General features: G+C 57.9%; 6 protein-coding genes. 2 read left to right on the top strand and 4 right to left on the bottom strand.

The window, feature by feature from the left end:
* Positions 1–26: 26 nt before the first annotated feature.
* Positions 27–3,626 carry a Tc toxin subunit A gene (locus J3P79_RS06015; RefSeq protein ID WP_434608966.1) on the bottom strand — a complete coding sequence of 1,200 codons (3,600 nt, stop codon included), beginning with the start codon at positions 3,624–3,626 and terminating at the stop codon, positions 27–29.
* Between the two features lie 117 nt (positions 3,627–3,743).
* Positions 3,744–6,998, bottom strand: a complete 3,255-nt coding sequence (locus J3P79_RS06010) for a hypothetical protein (protein WP_434608964.1) — start codon at positions 6,996–6,998, stop codon at positions 3,744–3,746.
* A gap of 518 nt (positions 6,999–7,516) precedes the next feature.
* On the opposite strand from J3P79_RS06010, the gene J3P79_RS06005 reads away from it, so the two are divergent.
* Positions 7,517–7,882, top strand: a complete 366-nt coding sequence (locus J3P79_RS06005) for a DUF6124 family protein (protein ID WP_434608962.1) — start codon at positions 7,517–7,519, stop codon at positions 7,880–7,882.
* Positions 7,883–8,037: 155 nt separating this feature from the next.
* Here the strand turns inward: J3P79_RS06005 and J3P79_RS06000 are convergent, their stop codons facing one another.
* Positions 8,038–8,397: a PilZ domain-containing protein gene (locus J3P79_RS06000; RefSeq protein WP_434608960.1), complete on the bottom strand. Its 360-nt coding sequence runs from the start codon at positions 8,395–8,397 to the stop codon at positions 8,038–8,040.
* A gap of 274 nt (positions 8,398–8,671) precedes the next feature.
* Positions 8,672–9,046 carry a tetratricopeptide repeat protein gene (locus J3P79_RS05995; RefSeq protein WP_434608957.1) on the bottom strand — a complete coding sequence of 125 codons (375 nt, stop codon included), beginning with the start codon at positions 9,044–9,046 and terminating at the stop codon, positions 8,672–8,674.
* A gap of 329 nt (positions 9,047–9,375) precedes the next feature.
* On the opposite strand from J3P79_RS05995, the gene pyk reads away from it, so the two are divergent.
* Positions 9,376–10,827, top strand: a complete 1,452-nt coding sequence (pyk, locus tag J3P79_RS05990) for a pyruvate kinase (RefSeq protein ID WP_434608954.1) — start codon at positions 9,376–9,378, stop codon at positions 10,825–10,827.
* The last annotated feature ends 21 nt before the right edge of the window (positions 10,828–10,848 follow it).

Below are 10,848 nucleotides of genomic sequence, written 5' to 3'. Positions count from 1 at the left end.
TGCTGGGTTCGGTGTCATTCGGATAATCAGCGTGTCGCTCCGGCCTCTGAGTCGTCGGTAAATTCGATGGAGCTCAGCGTCAGATTGGGTCCCCCCGCGTCGCCCTTCTCGTACCGGGCGGTCGGATTTATGATTTCGGTGGGGGTCAGGCTGGTGAATGTCACCTCCGCCACGCCGTCGGCATTGGTCTGGGTATACACAAGCTGCGAAAACAGCGGCTCAAGTGCCCATGTCACACTCTCGTAAGAAGCTGGGTTTTCATAATCATCGAGCAACTCCACTCGCAAGGTGACGTCGTTGCCGACCTTTTCTTCTGTGACGTAAATTTCGTTTTCAAGCTTGTAGAAGCTGAAGCTATCGGGGTCATTCCTCAACGTGATAGTCACCGCAGGCTGTTCCTCGCGAGCATCCAGCCGGTAACTGATCACGTCACGCCCCATGGTCGTACCGGCGTGCACGATGACCGTTACGGTGCCATTTTCATCGGTCGTGGCGCTCGATGGGACGATGGGGCAAAGTGTGGAAGTGAAGTAGACGTTGGTACTTTTCTGCTCCGTCCCCCCCCGCTTGACGGTAACGGTTAGTTGGCTCTTTTCTTCACTGTTGGCGAACAGTTCAGTCGACCCGATCGAACAGATAACCTCGACCTGATCATCCACGGCATTGAGGCCCATTAGCGGCGATGTCCGGTTTGGGTCGGCCAGGACAGCAGCGACCTGATCGGCTACCTCCCCGTAGGCAGAGAACAAGGCATCGGGTTCTAACTGGCCGATCTTCAGCGTGGTCAAGGCATCCAGCTTGCTTTCAAGCGCGAACGCACGCAGACGTGTAAGCAGATCAACATGCTCCAGGCTGCGAATGTAGCCCGGCGAGACTGAGAACCGACGCGCACAGGCCCGCACCTCTTCGGCACTCCAATCAAAAATCCCGGCAAGCAATTCGGCGCAATGGTCCTGCGCCAACCGGAGGCCGTCGCCGGACATCCCTGGAAGTCCATTGGCCATCTGCAAGTAGCCGAGCAACTGAGCCTCGTTTTTCTGACTGAGCGCGACGGCCCGGTTGTAGACCGTCAGGTAATACAAGGCACGCGGCGTCAGCGGTTCGGTTCCGGGAGCATTGCCGATGCCATCGCCAATGGTCAGGTAGAGCGTCAGGAATTCAGGGCTTAACTTGAGCGTCCTGGCGACTTCACTGCGATGGATAAACTCGTTGAGCACGCCTAGGAAAGGAACGCCTGGCTCCTCTATCCGTGGGCGGCTGGAAGGACTGGCGGTTGATGTCCGACGCAACACGTAGGTCAGGACCTCGTACACCGTTGCACCCGACCAACTCAGTACCGGCAGCGCCAGCGGCGGCGCCAGTTGACCATGGGCTGCCAGGCTCTCCTGCACCACGCCCTGCTGGCCCGCACGACAGCTCAGCAACACACTGAGAATTTGTTCGACAGTCTGAGGATCGTCCTGGCCGATCATATTGTTCACAACACGCTTGGTCACCTCGCGGGCAAACATCTCATACGGGCGTTCGGTGGACTCGGCCCGGTGGATCACCAGCCCGTCCTGGTCGGCCAGTTCAAGTAGCTGGTTCGTCCATTGCCGTCCGTTGGACAATTGCACGACACCCGCCATTTGCAGCGCCGACTCGGTAAACAAGGACGGCGCCAACTGGGTGCGGATCTGCTCGAAGAGCGAGGTCTGCGCCTCGCTCGCCTCGGCCGGATCGGGCCTGGGCTTGACGCGCTCGACGGCCCAAGCCACGTCCAGGTCACTGTCCGCGCACCAGCGAACCCAGCCCTCCAGGCGTTGGATCTGCGTCAGGATGTCGGCATCGGGCTCCGGTTTCAAAGAAGCGTCCGCATTGATGTAGGGCTGACCGACCAGCGCAGACAACCCCGCGCCCTCGTTTAAAAGACTGAACATTTCTACCGCCAGACCCGGTGCAATGCCCAATATCTGCGGCAACCTGGCCATGCGATGGAAACTGGACAACACCTCGCGACTGCGCTTGAGTCCTGAAGGTGTCTGAGCCTCGGCAATCAATGGCGCCAGGATGAAATAGGTTGCCAAGTCGATATTCAAGCCACTGCAAATGTGCAGGACCGTGAGCGCGTCCTTTTCATCGACCGGCACCAGCGCGAACGAAGTGCCATCCAGCACCAAGGGCGGGGCCGACAGTGTGTCCTTGTTGAACACCCGGTCAAACTGGGAAAGCTCGGTGCCGCGACCGTAGATGGAAATGCCGTCCATGAAAACCGCAAACTCTTCAGCCGTGCATTGATAGTTCTCCCTGAGCATCTGGAACAGGCCCAACGCCCGAAGCGTAGCCTCGGTTATCCAGTAATTGCTGGGCTCCTTCTCTGTTGATTCAGCCCGGATGATCGCACTCAACAGCGCATCGGTTTCATGGCTGGGCAACTGCAACGCGTTGTCCAGTCGGATCTTGCGGTTGAGGCGGTCAATCTTGTCGAAGCGCGGGCTATCGCCGGCGCTCGAGATCTCTGTGATCCTATTTGTCTTTACATGAGCCTTGTAATCGATCTTCATCGAATTTTCTGTAGCCCCGTTGTTGATGAATACTGAGCCTGCTATTCCAGGCTTTACGATCACGTCAAGGGCATGCGGCGATGGAGTCGGGGCGTACAATTCGACCGAAAGCAAAGCCTCCAGGCCGGCTTGGGTCAGCTTGGTATGCTGGTTGAAAAAATAAGCTTGATCAAGATTCAGCGGCTCCAGACCGTGCAAGCCGAAGTTATCTCGAAAATACGCCTCATTCTGTTGTTCTTGTGTAGGAAAATGCGCTTGCTCCGTCATTATCTTCCGCACGCCGGGGCTTAGCCTGGCGGACTGAGTGAGCCCATGCCTGGACGTCTCCCCCCACTCCAACGGCCTCAGGAAATAAGGAAAACGGGGATCACACAACCTCACCACGCCGCCTACGGACATCCCCAGGTCTCGAGTGAACTCGTCCAAGGAGGTCCAGGGATGGTGATAAGGCAGGCCGTTGGGATAACGCCGCTTGCTCAGCTCAAAATCCAGATCCTGGATGTTCTGGAGGGAAGCGTTGATCGACACCTCCAACACGCTGCTGACCACCTCAACCGAGGAAACAACGCCATACACCGCTGCCGGATCGATCTTCAGTTTGTCCAGATCCACCCGCCGGGTTTTCAGCGGATAAGCCGTGCCGGCAGGCAGGAGCCGCTGTTCCGACCAGCGCTTGAGCCACACCGCATAGGCCACTGGCGAATGAATGGCCTCGATCGCATCGGCCGGGCACATACCGGCAAAATTGGGGCTGAAAAGATCGCGATAATTCGGCCCATCGACCAGTGCCAGTAATCCATGGCGCAAGTGCTCGGGCGTCGACTGCGTACAGGTCAGTTGCTTTTCGATGAAATCGCGCAGCAGCCAGGTCGCCAATCCGTTGAGGCGCAAGGCGAGCGCCTGGGCCTCGCCGACCTCCAGGCCATACTCGCTCACCAACCCGGCCACGCCTCTGCGCGCTAGCGCACACACCGAGCCACCCTCTTCGAAATACTTCGCTAGGTCAGGGAATTCATCCGATTGCGGCCTGCTCACTAATTGTGAACACAACTGACTGGCAATTTTCGACGCAGAAAGCTTCATCGTCGTGCTCCGCTGGGGATACGTCTAGGGGACGCCGCATAACCGGCCTGCTTGACGTTATTTGAGAGTGAGATCGAGGCTGCGTCTACTGTCAGATCTGACAGTAGACGCAGGTTTTTACCCTTCAGACGTGTGCCCGAACGGGTCCACTTCAAAACGCGCACTCTCCCCCCAAGCCGAATCGCCTTGCCGGGCCTTGACCCAATGCGAAGCCGGCGGCAGCGGGGTATCGGGCGAGGCAGACCAAGTGCCGTCTTCCACCGAGTCACCTTGAGAAATGCGCTGCCGGGTATCGAACCAGTGGGACAACTCGATCGCCTTACCCGTCTCGCCGGTGCCGTGGAAAACCGGCAGGCCGGCGAACCATTGCCCAGGCTCGGGCGAGGTAAACGCTGGAGCCGGCGAAAGCACCATCACCGGATGCGCGTCGCTCCAGCCGGAGCTGTAATCACCGTTGACCTGTTGCATGATCCAACTGTGCTCGCCGGTCGGTTTGTCGAAGGTCAGCGCAAGGGACCAGGTCCGGTTCGCCTGCACCTGGGTTCGGCCCAGGAGGGTTTCCGGCGCATCGCTCCAGGCCACTTCAACCCAATCGCCCGCGTACCCGAACCCGGAAAGCGTGGCCGTGGTGCCAAGGTGCTGCAAGGCCGCAGGTGATTCGATGACCGGTTTAGCCGGGACGACGGTGAAATCATGGGCAGTGCCCAACTCGGAGTCTTCCCCGGCGAAAATCTGCTTGGCCCGCAAGACATGACGGCCCACTGGCAAATCAGCTTCGTAGAACCAGTAGCCGTCATGGCCCCTCGCCTTTGCCTTCCGGGGTTCGTCTTCACCCTCCAGCCATAGCTCTACCTGCGCCGTATCCAACCCCGATACCTTGCGGGCATAACCATCGATGACAAACTTTCGGGGCACGCTCTCGCCTGGCTGCGGATGTTCAATGGTGGGGGGAAACAGGATGACCGTGAAAGAGACCGGCTCGCTTTTCTCGGAATCGGACCCTTCGTATTGCTGGACGGCGTAGATCTTATGGTTGCCGAACGGGAGGTCTGGCGAAATGGGCACCGACCATGCGTCGGCCGTCACCTCATTGTTGTCGATGTGCTGCTCCGCCACAAATTCAAACACCGTCATCGTCGCACCCGGTATGCCACCGGTGCCTTCGATGATGGGGTTGTGGTCCACCTCTTGCGCCTCGGCGGGAGCCGTGATGACCGGCTTCGTGACAACCACGGTGAATACTGCAGAGGCTGCGGCAGAGATCACCTCATTCACGGTCTGCTTCACGTTGACGGTATAGGTACCCGGCAGGAAAGACGCGGACCGACTATAGGTCCAGGTGGTGTCACTCACCTGCGCCCCTTCGGCCGAACCCTCGTCTTCGCCGAACCACACCTTCACCGTTGCACCGCCCAGACAGTCACCCGAGAAGCTCGGCGTCAGGCCATTGTCGAGGACGGTCACCGTAGGCGGTGGCGCAGGGACGATCAATGAAACTTCAGAAGTCCATCCGGACGCCAGAACACCGAGCAATTGCCGGGCTTTAAGTTGATACCTTCCAGGTGCCCACGCGGTGTCGGCTGTATACCTCCAGCTGTCATTGGTGACTGGAATGAGTGGAAAATAAGGTATCGGCGGGCCACTGACATTCACTTGGATATTAGTGTTCGGTTTCCCCGGCCAACTGTGACCGGTACCGGAAAGCACCGGCTTGCGGTCGGCCTCGACTCGAGCCGACAGCGTTGGCTGCGGAACCCGTATTACGACAACTAGCGAATCAGCCCAAACGGAATAAATCCAACCGCCTTGTCCGTCGGATAATTTTTGCCGGATCTCGATGATATGGCTTGCCGGCGGTTGCTCGCTCCAATCGACCGACCATGTGCCATTTCTTACGTTGCCACTGCCCACCGGAGTAACGTTGCCCTTGATATGAACATCCACGGTGGCCGTGTTGTAACCACTTCCCGAGAACGTTACGGTACCGGATTCGGAGTAAGCCACCTGGATATTGACCAGCTTCGGCGGTTTGATTTTGAACGTTTCATAATTGCTGGGTGGCGATGGGACGCCTTTATAGGTCTGCTCAGCTACGAGCCTGATAAGCCCTGCCTCGGTCAACTGTACATCAGCGCTCCAGTTTCCTCCTGTGCCAACAGTGCCGGAGCCTAACGCTACGTCGCCGAGGTCTTTTCTGATGTTGACTGTGGCGTCCGGTGTTCCGTTTGTTCCGGTGACTGTGAAGTTCATTTCCTTATGTTCATCAGGGTTAGGAGGGGTGATCTTCAACATGCCCAGCACAGCGTATTCAACATCCGGAGTATAACCACCGATGGGATCATTCCACGGCAACCGTAAGAAAACCGTTAACGAATACTTACCACTGGACAGTGGCGGATCGAGTTTTAACGTCCACCGGCCATCAGCCTTCACGTCATAATAGTCAGTCACCGCGTCATTATCGCTATTGCTTTTTACGATTTTGACCCTGGTTCCTGGGGCAGCCGTCCCAGAGAACTCGGCATCCGTTGCAATCACCGAGCCGGGAGACGGAGCTGTAACCTCGGCGACATATACCACGCCGGGAGTATCAGTCTTTTGGGACCGTCTCCCGTTCACAATTTGCACAGCAGCAAGATTAATGCTCATAGCACTTTGCGCCAAGCTGACTTCCGTCGACCAAGCGCCATTCGAGCTAGGGATCGCAGGCTGACCTATTTCCTCATCATTTTCGCGCCGAAGAAGCTGAACTTTCCCTGCATTATAAATACCCTCAACCCCGGAGACGGAAAATGTTCTATTCGTAACATTCTGCACAGGATTAACAACAGGCATCCGAGGATAAAAAACCACATCCTCATCGGCATTTCCAGTAGGATCATTCCCTCCCGAATAATCAAAAATATACCTAAAATGAATATTTGCACTTGTAGGATTACCATCTATAGTTCCGCCTCCAGAAATAGGCACCCAACGTCCAACTTGTTGAGCCCTGGCGGTTAGTTCAGAAAGCCCCCACTGAGCGCGATCGGTTTTAAACGCCAGCAAAATATTTCCATTATCACCGTCGAAAGCCGTAACCCAATACTCGACTGCATTACAAGTAAATTTCGTACCCGGGCCATTCCAGCTATATACAACCCTGAGCCTCGCCAGTTGATTTCCATTAGGGCTCTTAGCATCCAGAACAGTTTCTTGAAAAATACTATTTTCTTTCTCATCCATACTCGTTTCAATGACATTATCGGGCTGCTCGGTCTGTTTCGAAAAACCACTGGGTGTATCCATTGAAAACTGATTTAGCTGATTTTCATCAACACCGTCGCTAGAGGCGTCTGCTTCAGTCTTTCCGGTATCGTCATCCGTACCCATGATCATCCCCTTCAAAAAAGGTTTGAAAATTGAAAGTCTTGCTGGGGGTTCTTGAAGCCACTTAGCGTGTTGGAATCGCGGAGTCGCATGTCAGCCCAGCTGACATTGGCACGGCTTTCGTTGAACAGTGAATGCCAAGCTCCGCGATCAGACACCTGTCAACATTGACAGTCCCGACCAGCGGCAACACCCAGCAATTCCCAACTGACTACACCTTCTTGCGCAACGGACTACAGATCCGCCAGAATCCGCCGGCTTGTGCGCCTTGGCCTTGCCCCGTAACGTGATTCGCGTCGCTGACACCTCAGCGATCGGGTTTAGTCGCCCGACGGTAGATACGATGTGCACAAGCGTCATCCAGTCGGGCTCCCTTCCCCGCACTTGATGGTGGCTGTTCGCAGGGCGCCCTCGGGCGCGCCGGATTTCGTGTCTCCGCCGGTCGACTAACCTGCGTCCAGCCGCCACCCACATTCGTTTAGTCGCGAACCGGGTGGCAGCACCATTAACGGAGACCGATCATGATCAAACCAACACCCAATCCCCCCAAAACGGCTCCACGCCCTACCCCCAAGACAGCCGAAGCCCGGAAGCTCGACAAAGCCGCGCAAAAAGCCCTGGACCATTACCTCAAGCCCAACGTCGGCAAGCCGGACAAAACACAACGACAGCTGGATTACTTCATCGTCGCGCCCGATGCCGACCCCGAAGGCGTGCTGGCGCACACTTACGAAACCTTCTGCTCGGTAAGCACGCTCATCCTGGATCTATCGGACGACTTGGAAGGCGCCCCGCGCAATTTGGCCCTGGCGATTCACCAGATGGGCGAGATGGGGGTGTTGTTGCTGGAGAAGTTGCTGGATGGCGAGGCGAGGGTGCAGCGTTGAGGGCTGCGTCACTTTCTTGAAGCTGTAGAAGATATGTGGGAGCGAGCTCGCTCGCGATGGCGGCGGATCAGCTTGCATCGTTGTTGAATGTGCTACCGCCTTCGCGAGCAAGCTCGCTCCCACAGGGTAATGAGTCTAGCCCCAGAGCCGCTGGCTCAAGCCGAGGCCGACATCGGGTAGAAACTGAAATACTGGCGCAGCGCACTCACCAGTTGGCCGTATTCCGGTGGCGCCCATTGCAGGCTGAAACCGGCGTCGAAATGCTGGGGTGTCACGTCTTCCGTGCACCACAGACAGGTGGCTTTCAACTTGATGTGTTGCTGGGGCCCGTCATCGGCGGGCAACTTCAGGCGCAGATCAAACTCTGCGCCGACCATCAGCGGCAAATGGCTGATCAGCATCAGGCCATCGTCTGAAACATTGCCCAAGAACCCGATGGGTTTGCCGTTGACACCATTGAAGACCTCAAGGCAATGCGACAACTGATGTCGTGCAATTCGACGTTCTTTGTACATGTCTTGTATCGCTTTTTTGATGACCGATTACGCGGCCAATCGAGTATTTCGGAACGAGCCCAGGCCAGCCCGCTCTCCCCGATCCCGGTGCCAGACGCTCGCAACGAGGCTGGCTTAATGCTACCGGTCACAGGTGACGCTTCGAAATCAGAGCGCCGGCTCTAGTCACGACTTGTACAAATATAGCCCATGCGCAGGCGGGGGCCAGTCGAAAAAAGCTGCCGGTCATCGGTCCGACAGCCACCTCGCGCCAATGGTTTCAATCCAATGCGGGTCAGAACGCCGTGGGGCGAATCGCCGAGGCGCTGCGGGTCGGATAGTGGCCCAGGCTCTGCAGGGTTTCGAGCCGGGCACGGGCGCGGTAGGCGTACTCACTGTTGGGGTACTGGGTGAGGATGAACTGGTAGGTTTGCGCCGCATCGACGTAGAGCTTCTGGCGCTCCAGGCACTGGCCGCGCATCATCGAGACTTCCGGCTGCATATAGCGACGGGCACGGCTGGCCCGGTCGACCTTGGACAACTCGAGCATGACCTGCTCGCAGTTGCCGCGCTCGTAAGCCTTGTAGGCCAGGTTCATGTGGTGGTTCATCGACCAACGGGTGCAGCCCGTGATGCTCAGGGCCAGGGCAATAAAAAGCACGAATCGCATGGGGAGGTTCTCCTGTCTTGAGCTCTTTATCGACCTGGGCCAGAAAATCTTCAGCCCGAAAGTACTCGCCATGGTGAACACCTGTGTGGCGAGGGAGCTTGCTCCCGCTGGGGCGCGCAGCGGCCCTGTTTTTTTGGGGCTGCTGCGCAGCCCAGCGGGAGCAAGCTCCCTCGCCACAAGAGCAATGTTCGGCTTTAGTAGTTAAAAGGCGCAAAAATTTTCAGGAATGTTCATTTCGAAAAAGAAACGAATAAGTAGTGCACATGAACAATGACTACACCCAAAGACCATAGTAGCCTTCGCTGGCGCTTGAACTTGAGGAGTCCTGCATGTCCGTCCGTCGCACCAAAATCGTCGCTACCCTTGGCCCGGCCAGTAACTCGCCGGAAGTTCTCGAACAGCTGATTCTGGCTGGCCTGGACGTTGCCCGCCTGAACTTCTCCCACGGCACCCCCGACGAGCACAAGGCTCGTGCCAAGCTGGTGCGCGACCTGGCCGCCAAGCACGGCCGCTTCGTCGCCCTGCTGGGTGACCTGCAAGGTCCGAAGATCCGCATCGCCAAATTCGCCAACAAGCGCATCGAATTGAAGATCGGTGACAAATTCACCTTCTCCACCAGCCACCCGCTGACCGAAGGCAACCAGCAAGTGGTCGGCATCGACTACCCGGACCTGGTCAAGGACTGTGGCGTGGGCGACGAGCTGCTGCTCGACGACGGTCGCGTGGTGATGCGCGTCGAGACCGCTACCGCCACTGAACTGAACTGCGTCGTGACCATCGGCGGCCCGCTGTCGGACCACAAAGGCATCAACCGTCGCGGCGGCGGCCTGACTGCACCGGCCCTGACCGACAAGGACAAGGCCGACATCAAGCTGGCCGCGGAAATGGAAGTCGATTACCTGGCCGTGTCCTTCCCCCGTGATGCAGCGGACATGGAATACGCCCGTCAATTGCGCGACGAAGCCGGCGGCACCGCCTGGCTGGTGGCCAAGATCGAACGCGCCGAAGCCGTGGCCGACGATGACACCCTCGACGGCCTGATCAAGGCTTCCGACGCCGTCATGGTGGCCCGTGGCGACCTGGGCGTGGAAATCGGCGACGCCGAGCTCGTGGGCATCCAGAAGAAGATCATCCTGCACGCACGTCGGCACAACAAAGCGGTGATCGTCGCGACCCAGATGATGGAGTCGATGATCCAGAACCCGATGCCGACCCGCGCCGAAGTGTCCGACGTAGCCAACGCCGTGCTCGACTACACCGACGCCGTGATGCTGTCGGCCGAAAGCGCCGCCGGCCTCTACCCGCTCGAAGCGGTGCAGGCCATGGCGCGCATTTGCATCGGTGCCGAGAAGCACCCGACCGGCAAGACCTCCAGCCACCGCATCGGCAAGGAATTCAGCCGCTGCGACGAAAGCATCGCCCTGGCGACCATGTACACCGCCAACCACTTCCCGGGCGTGAAGGCGATCATCGCCCTGACCGAAAGTGGCTACACCCCGCTGATCATGTCGCGTATCCGCTCCTCGGTGCCGATCTACGCGTTCACCCCGCACCGCGAAGCCCAGGCACGCGCAGCGATGTTCCGTGGCGTGTATACCATTCCGTTCGACCCGGCTTCGCTGGAGCCGCACGAAGTCAGCCAGAAAGCCATCGACGAACTGACCAAGCGCGGCGTTGTGGAGAAAGGCGACTGGGTCATCCTGACCAAGGGTGACAGCTACCACACCACCGGTGGCACCAACGGGATGAAGATCCTGCACGTTGGCGACCCGATGGTTTGATGATCGGCTGCTGAAAACAAA

The organism is Pseudomonas sp. R1-7, from assembly GCF_051132105.1.
In the GTDB taxonomy this organism is placed as follows: Bacteria; Pseudomonadota; Gammaproteobacteria; order Pseudomonadales; family Pseudomonadaceae; genus Aquipseudomonas.
This window is presented reverse-complemented; position numbering and strand designations above follow the sequence as displayed.

What these genes read in the sequence shown, in the direction of transcription:
- J3P79_RS06015 (WP_434608966.1), bottom strand. Translation starts at nt 3,626, where the DNA reads ATGAAGCTTTCTGCGTCGAAAATTGCCAGTCAGTTGTGTTCACAATTA.
- J3P79_RS06010 (WP_434608964.1), bottom strand. Translation starts at nt 6,998, where the DNA reads ATGGGTACGGATGACGATACCGGAAAGACTGAAGCAGACGCCTCTAGC.
- J3P79_RS06005 (WP_434608962.1), top strand. Translation starts at nt 7,517, where the DNA reads ATGATCAAACCAACACCCAATCCCCCCAAAACGGCTCCACGCCCTACC.
- J3P79_RS06000 (WP_434608960.1), bottom strand. Translation starts at nt 8,397, where the DNA reads ATGTACAAAGAACGTCGAATTGCACGACATCAGTTGTCGCATTGCCTT.
- J3P79_RS05995 (WP_434608957.1), bottom strand. Translation starts at nt 9,046, where the DNA reads ATGCGATTCGTGCTTTTTATTGCCCTGGCCCTGAGCATCACGGGCTGC.
- pyk (WP_434608954.1), top strand. Translation starts at nt 9,376, where the DNA reads ATGTCCGTCCGTCGCACCAAAATCGTCGCTACCCTTGGCCCGGCCAGT.